Raw genomic sequence first — 23,293 nt, forward strand, 5'->3', positions numbered from 1 at the left:
ATGGGGAACGACGCCAGCACTGCGGGCGTCCGAGCCGCTCTTTTAGCCGCTCTCAGAACGACTCGGTATCCACCTCGCCCGTGCCCTGCGGGTTGTAGCGCGGGCCGGTCACCGTCTGCTGGTTGATCAGCGCCTCCACCCGCGCCATCACGTCGGCCGACAGCCGCACCTCCGCCGCGCCCAGGTCTTCCAGCAGGTGATCGACGCTCGTCGTGCCCGGGATGGGAATGATGTGCTCGCCGCGCTGCAGCAGCCACGCGATCGCCAGCTGCGCGGGCGTGCAGCCGGCCTCGGCCGCCAGCGCCTGGTAGGCGGGCAGCAGGCGCGCATTGGCGGCGTAGTTCTCGGGGCTGAAGCGCGGCATGGCGCGGCGGATGTCCTTGGCGTCCAGCGCGCCCACGTCCATCGGCCCGCACAAGAAGCCGCGCGCCACCGGGCTGAAGGCCACGAAGGCAGTGCCCAGCTCGCGGCAGGCGTCCAGCACGGCGATCTCGGGGTTGCGCGTCCAGAGCGAATATTCGGTCTGCACCGCGGCGATGGGGTGCACGGCCGCAGCGCGGCGCAGCGTGGCGGCCGACACTTCGGAGAGGCCGATGCTGCGGATCTTGCCCGCGCGCACCAGATCGGCCAGCGCGCCCACGCTGTCTTCGATGGGCACGCGCTTGTCCCAGCGGTGCAGGTAGTAGAGGTCGATCACGTCGGTCTGCAGCCGGCGCAGGCTGTCTTCGCAGGTCTGCCGCAGCGTCTCGGGCCGCCCGTCGATCACGCGCACCAGCTTGCCGTCGCCATTCACGTCCACGCCCTGCATGCCGCACTTGCTGGCCAGCGTGAAGCGGCTGCGGTGCGGCTTCATCACGCGGCCCACCAGCGTCTCGTTGGCGCCGAAGCCATAGAGCGTGGCCGTGTCGAACAGCGTCACGCCCGCATCCAGCGCGGTGAGCAGCACGCGCTCGCCCTGCTCGGGGGAGACCGGCGCGCCGTAGGCGTGGGAGAGGTTCATGCAGCCAAGGCCGATGGCTGAGACTTCAAAGTTCGCGATACGTCGTGTTTGCATAGGAAGAGCTTAGTCGGGGTTGAAAGGTCGGCAGCGGTGCACGGATTCTTTGCCAGGCCAGGTGCTGCCAAGCCCGCGTGCCGTAGCCTGCCACGAGGTCATGACCGAGGGCCTGCCATGCCGGATCGCCTGCATCCAAGCCCAGGGCACTGATGAAGGGTTCCTGCACGATGAAGCATTGGCGACGGTACGGCAACAGGAATCCGTCCCGCCGATCGGCGAGCACCGCGGCGGCTTCATCATGGCGAGCGAACCAGGTATGAAGCAGCAAACCGGTACGGGGAGCGTGCCAGAAGTCGCCCATGTCCATGCTCTGCATGGCCAGGCCACCCAGCACGCGGCGGGCATGCTCCCAGTGCAGGAAGCCGACTTCGCGCGCAACAGCCTGCAGGTGCGAACCCAAGGTCTGTGCGGCGCCGGTACCGTCGCGGCGAGCCTGGTTCAGGCGCACGCGGGCACGCACCTTGAGTTCCTCCACAGGCGCGTCGGTTCTCATGATTGCCAGGCTCGCGGCGCAGGGCCCGCAGCGTTGCATGCCACTGCATCGAGCTGTGAGCGCAAGGCGGAGGCAATGTCTTCGGTCATGGACACGCCGCGCCAGGCCCCGGCACATGCCGCCCCGACCGTCTGCGCTGCCTCGCCATGCAACTGCCTGCCGACAGGTCGCAGCCGGACGGTGCCGGCCTCACGGATGAGCAGTCCGGTCTTCTCCAGCGGCAGCAACTGCCGCACGAGCGCCGAAGGCGACACGGACAAGGCATGCGCCAACGGCAACGTGGCGAGCCGGCCCTCCGGCGATTGCGCCAGTACGCGCAGCAGCAGGAAGTCGGACAGGGCCAGGCCGTGCCACAGGCCCAGATGCTCTTCCAGCCGCTGCTGCTGACGGGCATGGGCACGCGCCAGAGCCAGGCCCAGGTGCAGGGCTTCGTCGTCGGTTGCGTGCCTCATGCCGAACCGCCTTCCGGCATGCGCGCATGCGGGCTCGTTGGCGCCCCACTGGGCAGCAACTCTGCCGCCCACAAGGTCAGCAGCGCATCAAGCTCGGCGTCGTAATCGAAAGCGGGATCGTCGCGCTCCTTCACGCGATCAATCACCTCGAAACTGAAGGCTTCGGAGCCATACGTGTTCCAGGCGATCTGCACAGTCTTGTCGTGATGACCGCCGCGCGCGAGTTCGAAGCGAAGGCGGTTGAGCATGCCCTCGGCATTGCGGCTCCGGCCCAGGCGCAGCAGGCCTGCGGCATCGCAGCGCAAGGCATAGATGCCCATGCATGGAAAGGCTTGCTTGTACTGGCGCGTGAGCTCGCGGCGCGCCTGGGAAGAAAGAGAATGGGTCATGGCAGCACTCCAAGTCATCGTCGGCGAGCCGGTCCCGCATGGGGCTCGAACGATGACCGCAGTCTGTCCACAAAAGAAAAGATGGGAAGGGTGAGTGCCTCTTGTGCGGGTAGGCGCCCCTCAGCACCTACCCGCGATCTTATCCGAGCGGCAGTGCCGGATCAGCCGTTCAGCTGCTGCTCCAGCTGGTGCAGCACCTCGTAGCAAGGCATCACCTGCGCGATGCTGCTGTTGGGCTCGCGGCCTTCGCGGATGGCGGCGAAGAATTCGCGGTCCTGCAGTTCGATGCCGTTCATCGACACGGCCACCTGGCTCACGTCCACGGCCTCTTCGGCGCCCTTGCTGTGCGATTGCACCAGGTCGTCGTAGCGCGCGATGTAGGTCGCGGTGTCGCCGATGTAGCGGAAGAAGGTGCCCAGCGGGCCGTCGTTGTTGAAGCTCAAGGACAGCGTGCAGATGGCGCCGTTGGCGGCCTGCAGCTGGATGCTCATGTCCATGGCGATGCCGAGATCCTTGTGGATGGGGCCCTGGATGGCGTTGGCTTTGACGATGGGGCTGCCGGCCTGGTAGGCGAACAGATCGACCGTGTGGGCAGCGTGGTGCCACAGCAGGTGGTCGGTCCAGCTGCGGGGCTGGCCCAGCGCGTTCATGTTGGTGCGGCGGAAGAAGTAGGTCTGCACATCCATCTGCTGGATGTTGAATTCGCCGGCCTGGATCTTGTTGTGCACGTACTGGTGGCTGGGGTTGAAGCGGCGGGTGTGGCCCACCATGGCGACCTTGCCGGTCTGCTGCTGCAGCGCCAGCACGTCCTGGCCTTCCTTGAGCACATCGCACAGCGGGATCTCGACCTGCACGTGCTTGCCGGCTTCCAGGCAGGCCCTGGTCTGCGCGGCGTGCATCTGCGTGGGGGTGCAGAGGATCACGGCATCGACTTCCTTGATGGCCAGGCTGTCGGCGAGATCGGTGGTGACGTGCGGGATGCCGTACTTGTCAGCCACTTCGCGGGTCTTCTCCAGATCGCGGCTGATGAGGGAGACGACTTCGACGCCGTCGATGTTCTTGATGCCGTCCAGGTGCTTGATGCCGAAGGCGCCGGCGCCGGCGAGTGCGACTTTGATGGTCATGCGGTGGGTTCCTTGTAGAAGAGGTGGTGGATGGGGGGAGGTGGAAGAAGCTAGGCCCGCGGCGTCCGTGCCGCGGGGCGTGGCCCGTCTCAGCGGGCGGCTTCTTCGAGGATCAGGTGGCCCACGGCGGTGTTGGAGGCCGGCACGTGGAAGAAGCGGTGCGCCACGCGCGGCTGCAGGCCGGCGGGGGCGCCGTCGGCGCAGTCGGCCATCGCGCCGCGCGCGATCAGCCACATCACCAGCTCGATGCCTTCGGAGCCGGCTTCGCGCACGTATTCGATGTGCGGCACCTTGGCCAGTTCTGCGGGCTCGGCGATCAGGCGGTCCAGGAATTTGTTGTCCCAGTCGGCGTTGATCAGGCCGGCGCGCGCGCCCTGCAGCTGGTGGCTCATGCCGCCCGTGCCCCAGATGTGGACGTTCAGGTCTTCGTCGTACGACTCGACGGCGCGGCGGATGGCGCGGCCCAGGTTGAAGCAGCGCTGGCCGCTGGGCGCGGGGTACTGCACCACGTTCACGGCGAAGGGGATGACCGGGCAGGGCCAGGCGTCCTTGTGCGGGTCCTTCTCGCCGCACATGAGCGACAGCGGCACGGTGAGGCCGTGGTCCACGTCCATCTTGTTGACCAGGGTGAGGTCGAAGTCCTGCTGGATCACGCTCTGCGCGATGTGGCTGGCGAGCTCGGGGTGGCCGGCCACCTTGGGCACCGGGCGCGGGCCCCAGCCTTCGTCGGCGGGCGAATACTCGGCGGCCGTGCCGATGGCGAAGGTCGGGATCATGTCCATGCTGAAGGCCGTGGCGTGGTCGTTGAAGACCAGGAAGACCACGTCGGGCTTGTTGTCCTTCATCCACTGCTTGGAGAACTCGTAGCCCGCGAAGAGCGGCTGCCAGTAGGGCTCCTGGGTCTTGCCCAGGTCCATGGCCGCGCCGACAGCGGGCACGTGCGATGTGAAGACGGATGCGGTGATGCGGGCCATGGTCTCAGGCTCCCTTGCTGGTGCTGTGGGGGGGTTGTTGCGGGGCGGCGGCGGGGTGCGATGCGCCCTGCGGCTGGCGGTGCGGCTGCGCGCTGCCGTCTTCGCCCAGATAACGGTTGCCTTCGATGCTGCGGCCGCCGCTGATCATCATGTCGCGGTATTCCTGCTCGGTCATGCCGGTCATGCTGCCGGCCATCTGCTGGAAGCTCTTGCCGTCGGTGGCGCCGATCTTGGCCAGGAAGTAGATGTTGCCGCCGGTGCGCATGCACCAGTTCAGGTCGCGCGTCAGCACGGCCTGGCGCTGCTCCTCGGTCATGGGCCATTCGTTGAGGTAGGCGCGCTCGTCGGCGCGGAAGCGTTCGCGGTTCTCGGGCTTCATCAGGCTCATGCAGAACTGGTTGAGCCAGTAGCCTTTGCGGCTCTGCTCGGCGTCGAAGATGATCGTGCCGGGCACGTCCATGTACGGTTTTTCGAGTGCCATTGCTGGGTCTCCTTGTGCGGTGAGGTGCTTGCTTGCGGTGCGTCGCGCCTGCTTACTGCGGGGCCGCTTCTTCGGGCCAGTAGAGGCGCATGGGGTTGTCCACCAGCAGCTTCTTCTGCAGCTCGGCCGTGGGCGCGATGTGCGGGATGAAGTCCACCAGCAGGCCGTCGTCGGGCATGTGGCCCTTGAGGTTGGGGTGGGGCCAGTCGGTGCCCCAGAGCACGCGGTCGGGGAACTCCTCGACCACGCGGCGCGCGAAGGGCACCACGTCGCGGTAGGCGTTCTGTTCGCCGTTCAGCGCCTGCGGGCCAGTGGTGGACAGGCGCTCGGGGCAGCTCACCTTGCTCCAGACGTTGGGGTGCTCGCGCATGAATTTCAGGAACAGCTCGAACTCGGGGCCGTCGATGGGTTTCGTCACGTCGGGCCGGCCCATGTGGTCCACCACCACGGTGGTCGGCAGGCTGGTGAAGAAGTCCCACAGCTCGGGCAGGTCCACCGCCTCGAAATAGATCACCACGTGCCAGCCGAGCTTGGCGATGCGGCCGGCGATCTCCAGCAGCTCGTCCTTGGGCGTGAAGTCCACCAGGCGCTTGACGAAGTTGAAGCGCACGCCGCGCACGCCGGCATCGTGCAGCTCCTGCAGTTCCGCGTCGCTGATGCTGCGGCGCACCGTGGCCACGCCGCGCGCCTTGCCGCCGGCGGCCTTGCAGGCATCGACCATGGCGCGGTTGTCGGCGCCGTGGCAGGTGGCCTGCACGATCACGTTGCGCGCGAAGCCCAGGTGGTCGCGCAGCGCGAAGAGCTGTGCCTTGCTCGCGTCGCAGGGCGTGTACTTGCGCTCGGGCGCATAGGGGAATTCGGCGCCCGGGCCGAACACGTGGCAGTGCGCGTCCACGCTGCCCGCAGGCACCTGGAAGCGCGGCTTGGACGGGCCGGTGTACCAGTCGAGCCAGCCGGAGGTTTTCTCGAAGGGGCCGGAGGTCGGTTTGCTCATGATGGGTTCGCTTTCACACGGAAGGGAAAAAGAGGAAAAGGGGGAGGGGCGGGAGCGACAGGCCTCGCTCGATCAGTCGGGCTGGATGCGCGCCTCGCGCACCAGCTTCTCGTAGCGCTGCCGCTCGGAATGGATCAGCCGCACGAAGGCGTCGCGGCTGCCCGGCAGCACCTCGCCGCCCACCTGGGCCATGCGCTCGCGCACGCCGGGGGTCTGCAGGGCCTTCTGCACTTCGGCGTGCAGCCGGTCCACGATGGGCTGGGGCGTGCCGGCCGGCGCCACGAGGCCATACCAGACGGAGGCCTCGAAGCCGGGAAAGCCGGATTCGGCGATGGTGGGCACGTCGGGCAGCACGGCGCTGCGGCCGGGGCTGAGCACGGCCAGCACCTTGAGCTTGCCGCTCCTGGCATGGGGCAGGGCCTCCAGCGCGTTCACCGCGATCAGCGGCACCTGCCCGCCGAGCACGTCGGTCAGCGCCTGCGCGCCGCCGCGGTAGGGCACGTGCTGCAGCTCGATGCCGGCGGCACGCTCGAAGAATTCCACCGCCATGTGCGGCGTCGATCCGTTGCCGGGCGATGCGAAGGCGATGGCGCGCGGACGGGCCTTGGCCTGCGCGATCAGCTGGCCGATGCTGGCGTAGGGCGCCTGCGTATTGGCGGCGATGACCACCGGCACGCGCCCGATCAGCGAGATGGCGGCCAGGTCGCGCTCCGCATCGAAGGGCGCGGGCTGGTAGAGCGCCATGTTGGCCGCCAGCGCATTGGCCGCGACCATGAGGGTGTAACCGTCGGCCGGCGCATCGATGGCTGCCTTGACGGCGATGTTGCTGCCCGCGCCGGGCCTGTTATCCACAACGAAGGGCTGGCCCAGGCTGGCGGCGAGCGCCTGGCCCAGGCTGCGGGCGACGGCATCCACCGCACCACCGGCCGAATAGCCCACGAGCAGGCGCACCGGCCGAGCGGGGTAGGCCGCGGCGTCCTCGGCATGCGCCGGCAGGGGCAGCAGGCCAGGCAGCGCGGCGCCCGCCGCCAGGGCCGCCGTGCCCGCCAGCAGGCTGCGGCGGGAGGCGAAGGCCGGCGCGCGGGGGTGGGGAGGAGGAACGGTCATCGCACGGCCTTCCGTTCAGTCCAGCGTCACGTTCGCCTTGCGGATCACGTCGCCGAAGCGCTGGCTCTCGCTCTGGATGAACTGGTTGAACTGCGCGCGGGTGGTGGGGAAGGGCTCGTAGGCGAAGCTCTTGAACTTCTCCAGCACCTCGGGCGCCTTCAGGGCGTCTTCCACGTCGCGCTTGATCTTGTCGGTGACGGCGGCGGGCAGGCCGGGCGGCACGGCGATGGCGTTCCAGCCGATCACCTCGAAGCCCTTGGGGCCGCCCGATTCGGCCACCGTGGGCACGTCGGGGTAGCTGGCCGAGCGCTGCGGCGCGGCGATGGCCAAAAAGCGCAGCTTGCCGGCGCGCTGCAGCGGCCCGGCCGTGGCGGCGGTGCCCAGCGCGAAGGCCAGGTCGCCCGTGGACACCGAGGTGTAGAGCTGCGTGGTTTCCTTGTAGACCACGTGCTCCATCTGCGTGCCGGTCATCGACTCGAACAGCTCCGAGCCCAGGTGCACCGGGTTGCCCACCGACCAGGAGCCGTAGTTGAGCTTGCCCGGATGGGCCTTGGCGTCGGCGATCAGGTCGCCCACCGAGCGGTAGGGGCTGTTGCTGGCGACGGTGAAGAAGAAGTAGCCCTTGAAGAGCGGCAGCAGCGGGTCGAAGTCCTTCACCGGGTCGTAGGGCAGCTTCTTGAAGAGGCTGGGGTAGGCGGCCAGGTGGACGTTGTCCAGCACGATCATGTCGGTGCCGTCCTTGGCGCCGCGCTTGAAGGCGTCGATGGCGATGAAGCCGTTGCCGCCCGGGCGGTTATCCACAGTCACGGGCTGGCCCCAGGCGCGCGAGAGCCGGTCGGCCACGAGCCGCGCCACGCCGTCCGGGCCGCCGCCCACCGGGAAGGGCGTGATGATGCGCACCGGCTTGGTGGGCCAGGCGGCCGGCGCCGGCTGCGCCTGGGAAGCCAGGGGCAGGGCGCAGGCCGCGGTGGCGGCCAGGGCCAGCAGGCCACGGCGGGCGATGGCGGCGGTGGAGGCAGCAGCTGCTGCGGAAGTGGCAGTGGCAGGAGTGGCGCGGTTCGTCATGGCTTTTTGTCTCTCTTTATGGGAATGGTGGGAAGGCCAGGGGCGGGAACGCAGTCGGTGAAGGGACGGGCGGGCGGGCGGCTTGTTTGGGGTGGTGTGCGCGGCGGCCTTTCAGTCGATGTATTTGAGGCCGGCGGCGGCCAGCGGCTCGCGCATCTTGTACATGTCCAGGCCCAGCACGCCCGAGGCCAGCTTGGCGCGCTTCTCGCCCTCGAAGGATTCGCGCTTCCGGGCGGCGGCCAGCGTTTCCACGGCACGCGCCGCGGGCACGCAGACCACGCCGTCGTCGTCGGCCACGATCACGTCGCCGGGGGTGACCAGCATGCCGGCGCAGACCACGGGAATGTTCACCGAGCCGATGGTGGCCTTGATGCAGCCCTTGCTGCTGATGCACTTGCTCCAGACGGGGAAGTCCATCTCCTGCAGCGTCTTCACGTCGCGCACGCCGGCGTCGATGATGAGCGCACGGGCGCCGCGCGCCTGGAAGCTGGTGGCCAGCAGGTCGCCGAAATAGCCGTCGGTGCATTCGGCGGTGATGGCAGCCACCACCACGTCGCCGGGCTGGATCTGTTCGGCCGCGACGTGCAGCATCCAGTTGTCGCCGGGGTGCAGCAGCACCGTCACGGCCGTGCCCGAGACCTGCGCGCCGGGATAGATCGGGCGCATGTAGGGCTTGAGCAGGCCCACGCGGCCCATGGCCTCATGCACCGTGGCCGAGCCCAGCGCGGCCAGGCCGTCGGCGGCAGCGCGGTCGGCGCGCTGGATGTTGCGATAGACGACTCCGAGTTCGTACATGGTGTGTTTCTCCGGGTGTATTCAATGACTGTGGGGGATCGTCAGAACGTTCTTAAGAGCGGCTCACAAAGCCCAGCGAAGCGGTTCTGGCTAGGCGCCGCATCGCAGGCAGTACGAGTAGTACGACAAGATGCGGCAACGACGCCAGAAGGGTTTTGTGAGTCGCTCTAAAGGCCCTTGGCCTTGAGCTGTGCGTCCAGGCGCGGGAAAACGCGGCGCGCGTTGCCTTCGAAGACCTGGTAGCGCTCTTCGTCGCTCAGGTTGGCGGTGGCGCTCACGTAGCGCTTGGTGTCGTCGTAGTAGTGGCCGGTCTGCGGGTCGATGCCGCGCACGGCGCCGATCATTTCGCTGGCGAAGAGGATGTTCTTGACCGGGATCACCTTGGTCAGCAGGTCGATGCCGGGCTGGTGATAGACGCAGGTGTCGAAGAAGATGTTGTTCAGCAGGTGGTCTTCGAGCAGCGGCTTCTTCATCTCCTGCGCCAGGCCCCGGAAGCGGCCCCAGTGGTAGGGCACCGCGCCGCCGCCGTGCGGAATGACGAACTTCAGCGTGGGGAAATCCTTGAACAGGTCGCCCTGGATGCACTGCATCACGGCCGTGGTGTCGGCGTTGAGGTAGTGCGCGCCGGTGGTGTGGAAGCACGCGTTGCAGCTGGTGCTCACGTGGATCATGGCCGGGATGTCGTACTCCACCATCTTCTCGTAGATGGGGTACCAGTGGCGGTCGGTGAGGGGCGGGCTCGTCCAGTGGCCGCCGCTCGGGTCCGGGTTCAGGTTGATGCCCACGTTGCCGTACTGCTCCACGCACTTGACCAGTTCGGGGATGCAGGTCTTGGGATCGACGCCGGGCGACTGCGGCAGCATCGCGGCTGGCACGAAGTGGTCGGGAAAGAGCTGCGAGACGCGATAGCAGAGCTCGTTGCAGATGGCGGCCCAGGTGCTGGAGACCTCGAAGTCGCCGATGTGGTGGGCCATGAAGCTCGCGCGCGGGCTGAAGATGGTCAGGTCGCTGCCGCGTTCCTTCATCAGGCGCAGCTGGTTGCTCTCGATGGACTCGCGCAGCTCGTCATCGCTGATCTTCAGGTCGGACGGATTGGGCTTGGCCGACGGGTCCTTGATGCCCGCGATCTGGGCATTGCGCCAGTTCTCCAGCGCCTTGGGCGCGGTCGTGTAGTGGCCGTGGCAGTCGATGATCATGATGCGGAAAGCTCCGTGGGAATGATGGAAAAGAGGGAAAGAAGAAAGGGGGAGGGGCCGGCCGGCGGATCAGGCCGGCTCCATGCCCTGGCGGCGCTTGGCCTCGGCCGTGGCGGGCGAGGCCATGAAGGCCAGCAGCTCGCGCGCGGCAGATTCCTGCGCGGCGCCAGCCACCACGGCGGCGCTGAAGACGGTGGTGATCTGCACCGCATCGGGCAGCGGGCCGATCACGGCGATGCCTTCGACATGCAGCATTTCGCTCAGCTGCTGGAAGCCCAGCGCCACCTCGCCGCGCGCCACCAGCGCGCCCACGGGCGTGCCGGCCGGCGCCTGCACGGTGCGGTCCTTGACTGTTTCGGCGATGCCCCAGCGCTCGAACAGCTGCTGCAGCGCCACGCCGCTCGGGCCGGTCGAATAGCCGATGGTGGGCGCGGCCAGCACCGCATCGCGCAGCTGGGCTTCGGTGCCGATGGCGGGCTGCGGCGCGCCGGCGGGCACGGCCACCGCCACGCCCGAGCGCACCAGCGGCGTCACGCTGCCGGGCACGATGCGGCCGGCGGCCTCCAGCTTGGCGATGGCGTCTGAGGCCAGCACCACCACGTCGAAGGGCTCGCCGCCTTCGCGCACGCGCCGGGCGGCATCCACCCCGCCCACCGATTCGATGGCGGCCTCGCCGCCCGACTGCTGCTGCCATGCGGCGACCAGCTCGGCCAGCAGGGCCCGGGTGGCCATGGACGAAATACCGCGAACCTGGGGCGTGGACATGGTGATGCGTGTCTCCGAACGGGGGTTTTTATGGAACCGGGGCAGTGCAGGGCGCCTGGGCCAGGGTCCTATCCTGTGGACAACCCTCCCCGGAAATGCAGGCGTGGGGCATTCTTGCGCGCCCGCCCGCCGCTGCCCACCGGGCTGGCCCGCTATCAGCTAGAGCAAATCGGCATAACATGGCACCAGCTATGTTGTCGTGCGATGTGCAGCACGGCCCGTTTTGGGAGGCGCCCGCGGGGCGCAGGCATTCCGTGGATCTCAAGCAAATCGAATACTTCGTGCGCGTGGCCGAGCTGGGCAGCTTCACCCGCGCCGCGCTGGCGCTGGCGGTGGCCCAGCCCGCCCTGAGCCGCCAGATCCGCCTGCTGGAGGTGGAGCTGCGCCAGAACCTGCTGCTGCGCAACGGCCGGGGCGTGACGCTGACCGACGCCGGCCAGCTGATGCTGGAGCACGGCCGCGGCATCCTGCACCAGGTGGAGCGCGCCCGCGAAGACCTGGGCCGCGCACGCGGCGCGCTCACCGGGCGCGTGAGCATCGGCCTGCCGCCCAGCCTGGCGCGGCGGCTCACGGTGCCGCTCTCGCGCGCCTTCCGCCAGCGCCTGCCCGACGCGGCCCTGTCGATCAGCGAAGGCCTGTCGGTGCAGATGCAGGAATGGCTGCAGACCGGCCGGCTGGACGTGGCGCTGCTCTACAACCCGCCCACCTCGCCCGAGCTGGCCGCCGAACACCTGATGGACGAGGAACTCTTCGCCATCGCCCCGCGCCCGGACACCCGCCCCGGCACGGGCAGCGGCGGCACTGAGTCGCCCATGCCCCTGGCGACTCTGGCCACGCACCCGCTGGTCGTACCCAGCCGGCCCAACGCCCTGCGCATGCTGCTGGAGCGGCGCATGGCCGACATCGGCTGCACGCCGCGCATCGCCATGGAGATCGACGGCGTCTCGGCCATCCTCGACCTGGTCTCCGAAGGCGTGGGCTATGCCGTGCTGCCCGGGCATGCGGTGCGCGCCTCGGCCCATCCGCAGCGCTACCTGCTGCACCCCATCGACGCGCCGCGCGTGGTGGGGCAGGTGCATCTGGTCACCTCGGCGCGGCGGGCGGCCACGCTGGCGCAGCAGGCCACCATCGCGCTGATCCGCGAAATGGTGGCTGAGCCGCAGCCGGGCTGAGAACCCGTTCGCTCATCTTTCGATAGCGCAATGCGCAGGCCAGACAAGCGCTACAGCCCGAAAAAGCCTCAAAAATTCACCTCACTGCTGCAGCCCCAGGAAGCGCGCCGGCGGCATGCCCACCGCGCGCCGCACCATGGCGCTGAAGGCGCTGGGGCTGGCGTAGCCCAGCTCGGCCGCGATCTGGTTGACGGGCTTGCGACCCGCGGCCAGCGCCACCGCCTGGGCCAGCAGCACCTGCTGGCGCCACTGCGTGAAGGTTGTGGATAACTCCTGCCGGAAAAGCCGCGCCACCGTGCGCGGGCTGGCCCCCGTGTCGCGCGCCCAGTCGGCCAGCGCCTCGTGGCGGGTCGGGTCGGCCAGCACCGCCTCGCACAGATGGCGCAGGCGCTTGTCGCGCGGCAGCGGCACGCCCAGGCGCACGGCGCTGGCGCGGCGCAGTTCTTCGAGGATCAGCGCGCTCAGGTGGCGCTCGCGGCGCAGCGCCTCGGGCTTCAGGGGCGGGGCGTCGTCGTTCTCGGCGGGCATCTCGCAGACCAGGGCGCGCAGCAGCTCGGACATCTCCAGCACGCGGCACTGGCGCCAGGGCGCCTCGTCGGCCCGCGCCACGCCGGGGCCGCAGCGGCCGCGCGGCTGGTGCAGGTAGAGCGTGCGCAGATCGGCGTCCTCCACCATGGTCACCGCATGCTCCACGCCGGGCGGAATCCACACCGCACGCGAAGGCGGCACGATGTAGGTGCCGCCTGCCACCGTCAGCCGGATCACGCCCTGAGTCGAGATCGCCACCTGCGCCCAGGGATGGCTGTGCGGCATCACCTGCGTGTCGGCGCTCAGCGCGCGCACCTTGGCCCGCACCGGCCGCGCCGCGCTCGGCACGAAGAGGTGCGGCGTGAGCGAATCGACGTAGGACAGGGGCCGCGCGCGCGGCCGGGCGGCGGGCGGGCGCAACAGCAGGGCGGTGTTTGGCATTTTCTCGACAGAGTTTGGCCGTCTATCGTAATTCGGACGCGAGGCCCCTGCCTAAGATCGCCGCCATGACCTCGATCAACCCACCCACCGCCGCAGCGAGCGCCACGCTGCGCGAAGACGCGCGCACCATCGGCCTCATCGGCCTGGCGCACGGCTCCTCGCACTTCTTCCACCTGCTGCTGCCGCCGCTCTTTCCCTTCCTCATCAAGGAATTCGGCTTCAGCTATTCCGAGCTGGGCCTGCTGGTGTCGGTGTTCTTCGTCATCTCCGGCGTGGGCCAGGCGCTCTCGGGCTTCATCGTGGACCGGGTGGGCGCGCGGCCGGTGATGTTCTTCGCACTCTCGTGCTTCACGGCGGCCGGGGTGGTGGCCAGCCTCGCCACCGGCTACTTCGGCCTGATGGCCGCCGCCGCGCTGGCGGGCCTGGGCAACGCGCCCTTCCATCCGGTGGACTTCACCATCCTCAACAAGCGCGTCTCGGCCCAGCGGCTGGGGCACGGGTTTTCGGTGCACGGCATCTCGGGCAACCTGGGCTGGGCGACGGCGCCCATCTTCATGGCCGGCATCACCGCCGCCACCGGCTCCTGGCGCACGGCGTGCCTGTGCGGCGGCGTGCTCGCGGCCCTGGTGCTCACGGTGATGGTCATCAACCGCGACGCGCTGGACGACCGGCGCGGCACCGCCGGTGCGCAGGCCGGCGCCAAGCCCGTGCCCGGCGCCACGGCCGAGCACCCGATGGCCTTCCTCAAGCTGCCCTCGGTGTGGCTGTGCTTCTCGTTCTTCTTCTGGACCACCTGCTCGCTCAGCGTGATCCAGAGCTTCGCCAGCCCCACGCTGCAGAAGATGTACGGCCTGCCGCTGTCCGTCACCTCCCTGGTCGTCACCGGCTACATGCTGTGCGGCGCCGCCGGCATGGTGGTGGGCGGCTTCCTGGCCGGCCGCGTGGCGCGGCTGGAACGCACCATCACCGTCTGCATGCTGACCACCGCCGCCATGCTGGTCGTGGCCGGCACCGGCTGGCTGCCGGGCATGGGCACGATGGTGCTGGTGGCGCTGGCCGGCGTGGGCACGGGCCTGGCGGGCCCCTCGCGCGACATGCTCATCAAGCGCGCCGCGCCTCCCGGCGCCACCGGCCGCGTCTACGGCACGGTGTATTCGGGGCTGGACCTGGGCTTTTGCACCGCCGCCCCGGTATTCGGCGCCATGCTCGATGCAGGCATGACTTCGGGCATCTTCTACGGCTCGGCCGCCGCACTGGTGCTGGGCGTGGCCTCTGCCGGCGTCGTGGGAGTGGGCGTGGCGGCCCGGGCGGCGCAGCAGCGCGCTGCGGCGGCCACGGCCTGACAGCCTGTCGACGTTCCCTCGGGGGATCGTCAACCGCCTGCGGGCCGCGCCCGCTGGCTTCCTTCTTCTGGCACTCACACCCCGGTGGCGACAGCTGTTGCCTCGGCGCCCAGCAGCACATCCACCACGTCGTCCGCGAAGGCATAGCGCCGCTCGCCGATCCACACGGCATCGGCATGCTCCGGATCGGGCCGGGCCGGCGGCAGGCCGTGATCGCGCAGGGCAAGCGCGCAGCCGGCCCAGTCGCCTCCGGCCACCGGCGCATTGAGCGACGCCCACGACAGGCTGCCGCAGACGTTGTCGCCGAAGCCGTGCAGCGTCCGCCAGTCGGCGCCACGCTCCAGCAGCCAGCGTGCGAGGCCCGCGTCGCCGCGGAACACCGCGTGGTTGAGCGCGGTGGCATCGATATCGCCACCCCGCACCTCCAGCGGCCAGCCGCAGGCCACCATCGCCCGGACCGCCTCGCCGCAACCCTGCGCCGCCAGCTCGGGCAGCATCCGCAGCCGTGCCGCGTCCAGCCGGCCGATCACGTCCGGATGGGCGGCCTGGACCGCGCGCGCGGCTTCGGCATCGCCCCGCGCGCAGGCGGCCACGAAGGCGTCATCCGCCGCGAGGGGCGCAGGCGTCGCGCCGGCCTGCTCCAGCAGCCGCGCCAGGTCCGGTCGGCCGAAACGCAGTGCAAGCGCAAGGGCCGGCACACCGTCCGGCGTGCAGGCTTCGGCCCGGGCGCCCGCCTTCAGCAAGGCCTGTACGTGCGGGACCGGGCACCGGCGGCGAATGGCCCAGAGCAGCGGAGAACCCCACTCGGCGGTGGGGGGCCCCAGCGGCGGCTCGTTCGCATCGCCCCCGTGGGCAAGCAGCAATTGAAGGGGCTCCGGGTCCTCCAGGTCCAGCGCTCGGTAGATCGCGTTGGAGCCGGCGATGCGGGCACCCGCCTCCAGCAGCAGCCGGGCGCATGCCGGCGCTTCCAGCGCGTGGTAGAGCGATTCGCCGTCGTCGGGGTCCGCGCCAGCCGCCAGCAGCAGGCCGGTCAGCTCAGGATCGTGCGCCTTGCCGGCCGCGCCGTACAGCGCCGACAGCCGCTCGGTCGCCGAGGGCGCCTGCAGCGAGGCCGGAGGCCAGCGGCTGCCGATGGACTGGCCGGCCGCCGCGCCCGCAGACAGCAGCCAGCGCGCGCAATCCTGCAGCCGCTCGCGGAAGCCCGGCAGGCGGGCCAGCCCCGAATGGGTCACGGCCACCAGCGGCGGCAGCTGCAGCGGCCCACCGGCCCGATGGACCCAGCCCGGGTCGCGCTCCGTGGCGTGCCGGAGTACCTGCACATCGCCCACGGCGCAGGCCAGGTAGGGGTCGCCGCCGCGCAGCTGGGGGTCGTCCTCCAGCATCCGCGCCGCCACGGCCGGCCGGCTGCCGCTGTGGCCGCCCACGACATCGCCGGCATAGACCAGCCGCAGCCACTGATGCAGCGCCTCGCCGGGCACATCGGCCCGCGCGCGGCGGGCCTGCACGAAAAGCTGCAGATCGGCCCAGGACGGGAGTCCGTATTCGCGGGCGATGCACGATTGCGTGTCGTGCAGGCGAAAGTCTGCCGCCGCCAGAGCCGCAAGGCTCTGCCCACGCGCGGCGGGCAGGGATGCGCCCAGCCGCTGGAGTGCGGCCGGTTCGCCGAGACGGACCTGCGCGAGCAGTTCCTTGGCTTGTTTCTTCAGGTAGCCGATATCCGGCCGGGGGGGAATGCGCTTCATGGACACCTCCGTGCTTCAGATGCCGAAGACCCGCAATGTCGGCTGCACAAAAGGCGTGGATGGCTGGCTGATGCTGAGCAAGTGGGTTCAACCCTTCCCGCGGGCCCGGGTGCGTCTTGTACGCGGCCAGGATGATACGGGATGCCGAAGGCCCGGTGCTCGGGGGTGGGGCCGGGGCCTTGGCACCGCCGGCCCGGCGCTGCGCGTGGCGGGTGATCAGCCACCCGGCGCCACGCGCCGGCCCTGGGCATCGACCACCGGCTCGCCATCTTCCTTGGCGAAGGCGCCGCGCTGCGGCTGGGGCAGGATGTCCAGCACCAGCTCCGACGGCCGGCACAGCCGCGTGCCCAGCGGCGTGGCGACGATGGGGCGGTTGATGAGGATGGGGTGCTCCAGCATGCAGCCGATCAGCGCGTCGTCGCTCCACTTCGGATCGTCCAGGCCCAGTTCGTCGTAGGGCGTGCCCTTGCGGCGCATCACCTCGCGCACCGGCAGGCCCATGGCGGCGATCAGCGCCTGCAGCGTGGCGCGGTCGGGCGGCGTCTTCAGGTATTCGACGACGGTGGGCTCCTCGCCCGAATTGCGGATCAGCGCCAGCGTGTTGCGCGAGGTGCCGCAGGCCGGGTTGTGATAGATCGTGATGGAAGCGGTCATGGTGCGAAGCAGAGAAGAAGGATCGGGGTGGAACGGGTTCACGCGAAACCGAGGCGCAGCGCCAGCGCGGCCAGCGTCACGGCCAGCACCGGCAGCGTCAGCACCGCGCCCACGCGCAGGTAGTAGCCCCAGGTGATGGTCGTGCCCTTGCGGGCAAGCACGTGCAGCCACAGCAGGGTCGCCAGGCTGCCGATGGGCGTGATCTTCGGGCCCAGGTCGCAGCCGATGACGTTGGCATAGACCATGGCCTCCTTCACCAGCCCGGTGGCGGAGGACTGGTCGATGGAGAGCGCGCCCACCAGCACCGTGGGCATGTTGTTCATCACCGACGAGAGCGCCGCCGCGAGAAAGCCCGTGCCGAAGGCCGCGCCCCAGACGCCGCCGCGCGCGAAGCCGTCGAGCACGCCGGCCAGGTACGAGGTGAGCCCCGCGTTGCGCAGGCCATAGACCACCAGGTACATGCCCAGCGAGAAGACCACGATCTGCCAGGGCGCGCCGCGCAGCACCCGGCCCACGCCGATGGCATGGCCGCGCCAGGCCACGGCCAGCAGCAGCGCCGCGCAGGCCGCGGCCACGGCGCTGATCGGCACGCCCAGCGGCTCCAGCGCGAAGCAGCCCAGCAGCAGCAGAGCCAGCACCACCCAGCCGGCGCGGAAGGTGGCCACATCGCGCACCGCCTCGGCCGGGGCCTTCAGCTGGCGCAGGTCGTAGGTCGCGGGCAGGTCGCGGCGGTAGAAGAGGTAGAGCACGGCCAGGCTGGCGGCGACGGAGGCGAGGTTCACCGGCACCATCACCGCCGCGTAGTCGCTGAAGCTCAGCTGGAAGAAATCCGCCGTGACGATGTTCACCAGGTTGGAAACCACCAGCGGCAGGCTGGCCGTGTCGGCGATGAAGCCCGCCGCCATCACGAAGGCCAGCGTCGCAGCGGGAGAAAAGCCCAGCGCCAGCAGCATGGACATGACGATGGGCGTGAGGATCAGCGCAGCGCCATCGTTGGCGAACAGCGCCGACACCGCGGCGCCCAGCAGCACCGTCAGGCCGAAGAGCCGCGCGCCACGGCCGCGGCCCCAGCGGGCCACGTGCAGCGCGGCCCATTCGAAGAAACCCGCTTCGTCCAGCAGCAGGCTGATGACGATCAGCGCCACGAAGGTCGCGGTCGCGTTCCAGACGATGCCCCAGACCACCGGCACGTCGGCCAGGTGGACCACGCCCAGCGCCAGCGCGGCCAGCGCGCCGGCCGAGGCGCTCCAGCCGATGCCCAGGCCTCGGGGCTGCCAGATGACCAGAACCAGCGTGGCGACGAAGATGCAGATGGCGGCGATCATGGGTGGATCAGTCTTTGCGTGAAGAAGAAGGAGAGGAAGGGGAAGAAGGCGCGCAGGCGGCAGCGCCCGGCAGGCTGGCGCTGCACGGCGCGCCGGCGCAGCAGTTGTCGGTGAGAAAGCCCAGCAGGCTGCCCATGCGGTCGAAGCTGGCGCGGTAGATGAGGTTGCGGCTGGCGCGCTCCTGCGAGACCAGGCCCGCCTGGGCCAGCTCCTTCAAGTGGAACGACAGCGTGGCATTGGCCAGCCCCAGGGCTTCGCCGATCACGCCCGGCGTCAGCCCGTCCGGCCCGGCCACGACCAGGGCCCGGAAGATGCGCAGGCGCATGGGGTGGGAGAGGGCGCCCAGCGTGGCGGCGGCTTCGGTTTCATCCATGCGGCCATACTACGACATTAATACGACATTTCCAGTAATTTGGAAATGATGTGGATAACTCTCCGACGCCACAGCCCTGCCACGCCTTCAGCGCAGCAGCGCGTAGCCCACGCCGATGGCCGCCAACAGCCCCACCGCGTCGGCGAACAGCGCGCAGGCCAGCGCGTGGCGGGTGTGCTTCACGCCCACGCTGCCGAAATACACGGCCAGCACGTAGAACGTGGTTTCGGTGGAGCCCTGCACGATGGCCGCGAGCCGCCCGGCGAAGGAATCCACGCCGTGGGCCTGCATCACGTCGATCATCAGGCCCCGCGCGCCCGCGCCCGAAAGCACCTTCATCAGCCCCACGGGCAGGGCGGGCAGGAAGTCGGTGTTCCAGCCCAGCGCCGACACGCCCGCGCCGATGCCCGAGAGCACAAAGTCCATGCAGCCCGCCGCGCGGAACACGCCCACCGCGATCAGGATGGCGATGAGGTAGGGCACGATCTGCACCGCCACGCCGAAGCCTTCCTTGGCGCCGTCGATGAACGCCTCATAGGCATTCACCCGCCGCCACGCGGCGGCCAGCACGAAGAGCATCACCACGCCCAGGATCACGCCGGCGCCGGTGGCGCCGGCCACGCGCGCGGCCTGTTCGGCCGGCAGGCGCGAGAGCGCCGCGACCGCCGCCGCCAGCAGCCCGCCCACGGCCAGCACCGGCAGCAGCAGGCGCGGACGCCAGAGCGGCAGCCGCTGGGCGACGGCCACCGCCAGCACGCCGGCCAAGAGCGAGATGAAGGTCACGATCAGCGTGGGCAGGAAGATGTCGGCCGCGTTGAAGCCCGGGCCCAGGCCCTGCTGCAGCGCCACGCTCTGGCGGATGGCGATGACCGAGGTCGGAATCAGCGTGAGCCCGGCCGTGTTCATCACCACGAACATGATCTGCGCGTCGCTGGCGGTGCCCGGCGCACGCGGGTTGATGGACTGCAGCTCGCGCATGGCCGCCAGGCCCAGCGGGGTGGCGGCGTTGTCCAGCCCCAGCAGGTTGGCCGAGACGTTCATGGTCATCGCGCCCTGCGCGGGGTGGCCGTCGGGCACGCCCGGAAAGAGCCGCCGCAGGAGCGGCCCGGCCGCGCGCGCCAGCAGCGCGATGACGCCGGCGCGCTCGCCCACGCGCATCAGCCCCAGCCACAGCGCCATCACGCCGGCCAGGCCCAGCGAGATCTCGAAGCCCGAGCGCGCCCCGTCGAAGAGCGCCGCCATCAACGCCTGGAAGATGCCCGCGTCGCCCAGCGCCCAGCGCACGGCGGCCGTGGCGAAGGCCACGGTGAAGAAGCCGATCCAGAGCCAGTTGAGCACCATGGGGCGCGAAGCGGCCGGGCGTCGTGGTTACTGAGGCAAGCCGGTCAGAACGGCGCGTCGTCGTCGTCCGCAGCCGCCGCAGCCGCCGCAGCAGCAGCGGTGGCCGAAGCGGCAGCGGCAGCCGGGGCAGCGGGCGCAGCGGGTGCGCCATCGCCCAGGCCGGTGCGGCCTTCGCCGCCCAGCGCCTCGATCAGGTCGGGGATCAGCTTGCTCAGCTCGCCCGTGGCGATGGCCACGTCGGTGTCGAAGCCGCCGTCGTCCTTGCCCGAGCCCTGGCCCTCGAACACCGTGTCGAGGAAGGAGACCTTCTTGAGCTGCAGCCCCTCGGTCAGCAGGAAGGAGACGCGGTCGTCCCAGGTCATCGCCAGCTTGGTGGGCAGCTTGCCCGCGGCGATGTGCGCCTGCACTTCCTCGATGTCCAGCGGGTGGCGCGCATAGCGCACCACGGCCTTGGTCTCGTCGGCGCTTTTCAGCTCGCACTCGCGGTCCACGCTGAAGCCGGCGGGCGGCTCCTGCTCCTTGAGCCAGTGCGCCATGGCGGCCTGCGGGCTGGTCTGCGTGTCGAGCAGCGAGAGCGACAGGCCCGGCAGCGCCTCGACCAGCAGGCTGGTCACCTCGTCGGCGCGGCCCTGGGAAGAGGTGTCCAGCACCAGCGTCAGCGCCTGCGGGTCGATCCACACCCAGGTCGAGCCCTGCTTGGTGAAGGCCATGGGCAGCAAATCGAGCTTGGCCTCTTCCTTGAGCTCCTTCGATTCCTTCTTGCCGGGCTTGCGGCCGGTTTCCTGCTCGATGCGGGCGGCCTTGTCCTTGACCTTGCGCGCCAGCACCGAGCCGGGCAGCACCTTGGTCTCGGCCATGAAGCGCAGCACCCAGTGCCCGCCCACCGATTCGGCCATGGGGCCGTGGGCCTCGCCGCGCGGCGGCACCCAGCCGATGGACTTTTCCTGCGTGGCGCCGCATTCGGCGAAGGGCAGCTTGGCCAGCGCCTCTTCCATCTGCGTCAGGTCCGCCTGCCAGCCCGGGGCGATGCGGTAAACGATCATGCTCTTGAACACGGAAATCCAACCCTTCGTAATCCGTGGCGCGGCGCGCCACATTCCAGCCGTCTTGCTCGTCATGGCGCAGCGCGGCCCTGGCTGGGGCCGGCGCGCCGGGCCGCCATTGTCGGCGTTCGCAGGCCGCCGGCCGGCGGCGCAACGCACGGTTACCGGCCCGCGGCCTGCCCGAATGCGCCCCACGCTCCGGTTTCCATAGCTGGATGCGCTCATTCCACAAGGGCTGCGGGCCACCCGACGCGAATTTCACTACCTGTGCAACCGGCCGTTGCCACAACTTTACATAGCCACATCAAGCGCGCACGCCGGCGATACATGGGCCGCAGACACTGACTCCAAGGCGCTGCGAAAGACACCACCCGGTGACCAGCGGCGCTGATGACGACGATCCGACTTCCCCGAAAGGAACATTTCCATGGCAAACGCTCTCCAGCAACGTCTCGCTTCCACCACCCTGGCCACGGCCCTGCTCGTGGCGCTGGCTGCACCGGCCTTCGCGCAGACCGCTGCAGCACCTGCCGCCCCGGCCCCAACAGCCAGCCAGCCCGCGGCCGACGGCGCCAAGGCCCCGCGCCAAGGCGAACGCCGTGCCCATTCGCCCGAGGAACGCCAGCAGCGCATGGAACGCCATGCTTCCGAACTGAAGCAGAAGCTGCAGATCACCCCGGCGCAGGAATCGGCCTGGACGGCCTTCACCACCGCCATGCAGCCGCCCGCCGATGCGCAAGCCCGCCATGAAGCGCTGCGCGATCTGGACAAGCTGACCACGCCCGAACGCATCGACCGCCTGCGCGCCCTGCGCACCCAGCACGCCGCCGAGGCCGACCGCCGCGACGAAGCCGTGAAGACCTTCTACGCCGCGCTCACCCCGGCCCAGCAGAAGGTGTTCGATGCCGAATCGGCCCGCATGCACCAGCGCATGGCCGGCCCGGACGGAGCCGGCCCGCGCGGCCCCAAGGCCGGCGGCGAGCATCCGCGCCACGGCGGCCCCGCTGCCAAGCCGGGTTCCGCAGCGCCCGGAGCACCTGCCGCGCCCCAGTAAGAACGTGTTCACGATCTAACGGCATCGCCGACTGACAGCGCACCGGCCTGACCCAGGCCGGCACGGCCCGCCCGCCCTACCGCATCGCCGGTACGGCCGGCGGGCCGTTGCTTTTCTTGTAAGGAAATTTCCGAAGCAGGTATTGCGCCGCCGCCAATCCCCCCATGGGGGAAGGGCTGACGGCTGCCGCCTACAGCGGGTGCTCACGGGGGCCGAATACAGTGCGAAACACAATTCACACTGGTCTTTCCATCCATGACCCTCGCATCACGCCCCTCCGGATTCCGATCTTTTCTCGCGCGCGCCGTCGCACTGCTGGCCCTGGCTTCGCCCCTGCTGCCCGCGGCCCATGCCCAGGGCATGTCCGCCGACGCCACGCAAAGCCCCTCGCTCTACGTTCAAGGCAGCTGGGCCGAAAAAAGCACCGACGCCGCCACACTCGGCCTGACCCTGCCCTGGAACAGCTGGCGCACCGAACTCTGGGGCGGCGAAGTGCGCGGCCACTGGGACGTGTACGTCAGCCGCTGGTCCTTCGACGCTGCGGCCGGCCAGCCCAGCCACACGACGGTGCTGGGCGTGACGCCCACGCTGCGGCTGCGCCCCGACCAGGGCCGCTCGCCCTGGTTCTTCGAAGGCGGCATCGGCGCCACCGTGGCCAGCGACCGCTACATCACGGTGAACAAGGAATTCAGCACGCGCTTCAACTTCGCCTCGCACCTGGGCTTCGGCGTGAACTTCGGCGAGCAGCGCCGCCACGAGCTGTCGCTGCGCGTGCAGCATGTCTCCAACGCCGGCATCAAGAGCCCCAACCCGGGCGAGAACTTCGTGCAGTTGCGCTACGGCTACCACTTCTGATCCGCTCCGGACCGGGCCTCGAGGCCCGGATTTCCCGCCAAAGGCCCCTTCCGGGGCCTTTTTTTCGTCCGTCGTTTGCCCCTTGCCCGCCACAAAGTGGACGGCCTGTGGATAAACCTGGGTATGGATGAAGAACAACACAGGGGTTATCCACAGAAACCTTCGGCGGGCCGAAGTTGTTCCCTTTTCGCGTCGCCCTTCACCCGGGTTCCGGCCACAGGGTTGGTGACGGGCCAACATCCTGTCGCGATTGAAGAAAAGGCGCTTGTCCACAAAAAACGGCGCGCTCTACTACTACGACTATGTATTTATAAAGACCTTAGAAGAATAACCAGACAACAAGGCCGCGCCGGTTTCGGGCGCCAAGGGCCCTTCCGAGGCAGGAAAAGAGGGGGTTCCGGCGAAATGGGCCGCCTCGCTATTTTTTTGGGAGCGGAATACGCCGGTTCTGCGTGGGCTGATGGGCAAAAGTACGTGCAGAACCGCCCTGGGGCCGCCTGCGCGGCGCCTCGGCCATGCCCGTGCCGCGC

Annotated in this window: 24 protein-coding genes; 4 read left to right on the forward strand and 20 right to left on the reverse strand. The window is 69.6% G+C overall.

The window, feature by feature from the left end; translation table 11 throughout:
* Positions 1–52 precede the first annotated feature (52 nt).
* The 13 genes from BM070_RS02920 to BM070_RS02980 all read right to left on the reverse strand — a co-directional run bounded on the left by BM070_RS02920 (position 53) and on the right by BM070_RS02980 (position 10,892).
* Entirely contained in the window at positions 53–1,054 is a 1,002-nt protein-coding gene (locus tag BM070_RS02920; protein ID WP_092937428.1) for an aldo/keto reductase, read from the reverse strand.
* On the reverse strand, positions 1,026–1,550 hold the full coding sequence (locus BM070_RS02925; protein WP_092937430.1) for a hypothetical protein: 525 nt from the start codon (positions 1,548–1,550) through the stop codon (positions 1,026–1,028). The genes BM070_RS02920 and BM070_RS02925 overlap by 29 nt, the downstream gene beginning before the upstream one ends.
* Positions 1,547–2,002: a MarR family winged helix-turn-helix transcriptional regulator gene (locus tag BM070_RS02930; protein WP_092937432.1), complete on the reverse strand. Its 456-nt coding sequence runs from the start codon at positions 2,000–2,002 to the stop codon at positions 1,547–1,549. The genes BM070_RS02925 and BM070_RS02930 overlap by 4 nt, the downstream gene beginning before the upstream one ends.
* On the reverse strand, positions 1,999–2,391 hold the full coding sequence (locus BM070_RS02935; protein ID WP_092937434.1) for a GIY-YIG nuclease family protein: 393 nt from the start codon (positions 2,389–2,391) through the stop codon (positions 1,999–2,001). The genes BM070_RS02930 and BM070_RS02935 overlap by 4 nt, the downstream gene beginning before the upstream one ends.
* Positions 2,392–2,552: 161 nt before the next feature.
* The gene (locus BM070_RS02940) at positions 2,553–3,515 is read right to left on the reverse strand and encodes a Gfo/Idh/MocA family oxidoreductase (protein WP_092937436.1); all 963 of its coding nucleotides are present in this window, start codon (positions 3,513–3,515) and stop codon (positions 2,553–2,555) included.
* An 89-nt stretch (positions 3,516–3,604) separates the two neighbouring features.
* A complete protein-coding gene (locus tag BM070_RS02945) occupies positions 3,605–4,489 on the reverse strand; it encodes a class III extradiol dioxygenase subunit beta (protein WP_092937438.1) in 885 nt (294 codons plus the stop codon).
* 4 nt (positions 4,490–4,493) lie between these two features.
* The gene (gene ligA / locus BM070_RS02950) at positions 4,494–4,970 is read right to left on the reverse strand and encodes a protocatechuate 4,5-dioxygenase subunit alpha (protein WP_092937440.1); all 477 of its coding nucleotides are present in this window, start codon (positions 4,968–4,970) and stop codon (positions 4,494–4,496) included.
* Between the two features lie 52 nt (positions 4,971–5,022).
* The gene (locus BM070_RS02955) at positions 5,023–5,964 is read right to left on the reverse strand and encodes an amidohydrolase family protein (RefSeq protein WP_092937442.1); all 942 of its coding nucleotides are present in this window, start codon (positions 5,962–5,964) and stop codon (positions 5,023–5,025) included.
* A gap of 72 nt (positions 5,965–6,036) precedes the next feature.
* Entirely contained in the window at positions 6,037–7,071 is a 1,035-nt protein-coding gene (locus tag BM070_RS02960) for a tripartite tricarboxylate transporter substrate binding protein (RefSeq protein WP_092937444.1), read from the reverse strand.
* Positions 7,072–7,086: 15 nt separating this feature from the next.
* The gene (locus BM070_RS02965) at positions 7,087–8,136 is read right to left on the reverse strand and encodes a Bug family tripartite tricarboxylate transporter substrate binding protein (protein ID WP_092937446.1); all 1,050 of its coding nucleotides are present in this window, start codon (positions 8,134–8,136) and stop codon (positions 7,087–7,089) included.
* Positions 8,137–8,247: 111 nt separating this feature from the next.
* Entirely contained in the window at positions 8,248–8,931 is a 684-nt protein-coding gene (ligK, locus tag BM070_RS02970) for a 4-carboxy-4-hydroxy-2-oxoadipate aldolase/oxaloacetate decarboxylase (RefSeq protein ID WP_092937448.1), read from the reverse strand.
* A gap of 167 nt (positions 8,932–9,098) precedes the next feature.
* Positions 9,099–10,127, reverse strand: a complete 1,029-nt coding sequence (locus tag BM070_RS02975; protein WP_092937450.1) for an amidohydrolase family protein — start codon at positions 10,125–10,127, stop codon at positions 9,099–9,101.
* 69 nt (positions 10,128–10,196) lie between these two features.
* A complete protein-coding gene (locus BM070_RS02980) occupies positions 10,197–10,892 on the reverse strand; it encodes a substrate-binding domain-containing protein (RefSeq protein ID WP_175518403.1) in 696 nt (231 codons plus the stop codon).
* A gap of 254 nt (positions 10,893–11,146) precedes the next feature.
* Here BM070_RS02980 and BM070_RS02985 point away from each other — a divergent pair, with 254 nt between their 5' ends.
* The gene (locus tag BM070_RS02985; RefSeq protein WP_092937454.1) at positions 11,147–12,064 is read left to right on the forward strand and encodes a LysR family transcriptional regulator; all 918 of its coding nucleotides are present in this window, start codon (positions 11,147–11,149) and stop codon (positions 12,062–12,064) included.
* Between the two features lie 81 nt (positions 12,065–12,145).
* Here BM070_RS02985 and BM070_RS02990 read toward each other — a convergent pair whose 3' ends face one another.
* A complete protein-coding gene (locus BM070_RS02990) occupies positions 12,146–13,033 on the reverse strand; it encodes an AraC family transcriptional regulator (RefSeq protein ID WP_092937456.1) in 888 nt (295 codons plus the stop codon).
* A 65-nt stretch (positions 13,034–13,098) separates the two neighbouring features.
* On the opposite strand from BM070_RS02990, the gene BM070_RS02995 reads away from it, so the two are divergent.
* Complete coding sequence (locus BM070_RS02995) at positions 13,099–14,376, forward strand: MFS transporter (RefSeq protein ID WP_092937458.1); 1,278 nt, start codon at positions 13,099–13,101, stop codon at positions 14,374–14,376.
* 74 nt (positions 14,377–14,450) lie between these two features.
* On the opposite strand, the gene BM070_RS03000 is transcribed toward BM070_RS02995, so the two are convergent.
* From BM070_RS03000 to BM070_RS03025, 6 genes are all read right to left on the reverse strand, one after another.
* Positions 14,451–16,118 (reverse strand): ankyrin repeat domain-containing protein, encoded by a 1,668-nt coding sequence (locus BM070_RS03000; RefSeq protein WP_092937460.1) that lies wholly within the window; start codon positions 16,116–16,118, stop codon positions 14,451–14,453.
* A gap of 216 nt (positions 16,119–16,334) precedes the next feature.
* Complete coding sequence (arsC, locus tag BM070_RS03005; RefSeq protein WP_092937462.1) at positions 16,335–16,772, reverse strand: arsenate reductase (glutaredoxin); 438 nt, start codon at positions 16,770–16,772, stop codon at positions 16,335–16,337.
* A 38-nt stretch (positions 16,773–16,810) separates the two neighbouring features.
* Positions 16,811–18,097: an arsenic transporter gene (locus tag BM070_RS03010; RefSeq protein WP_092937464.1), complete on the reverse strand. Its 1,287-nt coding sequence runs from the start codon at positions 18,095–18,097 to the stop codon at positions 16,811–16,813.
* Between the two features lie 7 nt (positions 18,098–18,104).
* A complete protein-coding gene (locus BM070_RS03015) occupies positions 18,105–18,470 on the reverse strand; it encodes an ArsR/SmtB family transcription factor (protein ID WP_092937466.1) in 366 nt (121 codons plus the stop codon).
* Positions 18,471–18,557: 87 nt separating this feature from the next.
* Complete coding sequence (locus BM070_RS03020; protein WP_092937468.1) at positions 18,558–19,811, reverse strand: nucleoside recognition domain-containing protein; 1,254 nt, start codon at positions 19,809–19,811, stop codon at positions 18,558–18,560.
* A gap of 44 nt (positions 19,812–19,855) precedes the next feature.
* Positions 19,856–20,866 (reverse strand): recombination-associated protein RdgC, encoded by a 1,011-nt coding sequence (locus tag BM070_RS03025; protein ID WP_092937470.1) that lies wholly within the window; start codon positions 20,864–20,866, stop codon positions 19,856–19,858.
* Positions 20,867–21,281: 415 nt separating this feature from the next.
* Between BM070_RS03025 and BM070_RS03030 the strand changes: the two genes are divergently transcribed.
* Both BM070_RS03030 and BM070_RS03035 read left to right on the forward strand, forming a co-directional pair.
* A complete protein-coding gene (locus tag BM070_RS03030; protein WP_092937472.1) occupies positions 21,282–21,908 on the forward strand; it encodes a Spy/CpxP family protein refolding chaperone in 627 nt (208 codons plus the stop codon).
* Between the two features lie 255 nt (positions 21,909–22,163).
* Positions 22,164–22,763: an acyloxyacyl hydrolase gene (locus tag BM070_RS03035; RefSeq protein ID WP_092937474.1), complete on the forward strand. Its 600-nt coding sequence runs from the start codon at positions 22,164–22,166 to the stop codon at positions 22,761–22,763.
* The last annotated feature ends 530 nt before the right edge of the window (positions 22,764–23,293 follow it).

Origin of the sequence: Paracidovorax wautersii, from assembly GCF_900113035.1 — a bacterium.
GTDB classification, from domain to species: Bacteria; Pseudomonadota; Gammaproteobacteria; order Burkholderiales; family Burkholderiaceae_C; genus Paracidovorax; species Paracidovorax wautersii.